Here is a 238-nt window from a genome sequence, read left to right as displayed (position 1 = left end):
CTGGCGAACAGCTCATCGTCACTGGCATGCTCGACCATGTCGTCAATCAGGGCCAGAATACGCGCTTCAAATTCTGCGATCATCTCAATTCCTCTTTTAATAATGCCTTTCTGCATCACAGATCGTCCGGCCAGGGAAACTGCGATGCTGTTAATGAAGGCCTGCCATAAAATTCCGCCAGGGCGGTAATAAAACGCGCGGGACGGTCGGGAATGCCCGACGTCAGATAGCTCATGAC

Annotated in this window: 1 protein-coding gene; it reads right to left on the bottom strand. The window is 52.1% G+C overall.

Annotated features, from left to right (window positions below; translation table 11 throughout):
- Positions 1–83: YfcL family protein (locus SB765_RS33475; protein ID WP_410933016.1), on the bottom strand; the 83-nt coding region annotated here is incomplete at its 3' end.
- Between the last annotated feature and the right edge of the window lie 155 nt (positions 84–238).

It is taken from the genome of Pseudomonas sp. SIMBA_067 (assembly GCF_046534675.1).
GTDB classification, from domain to species: domain Bacteria; phylum Pseudomonadota; class Gammaproteobacteria; order Pseudomonadales; family Pseudomonadaceae; genus Aquipseudomonas; species Aquipseudomonas putida.
The sequence above is the reverse complement of the archived record's forward strand: the minus strand, read 5'-3'. Positions and strand labels throughout refer to the sequence as shown.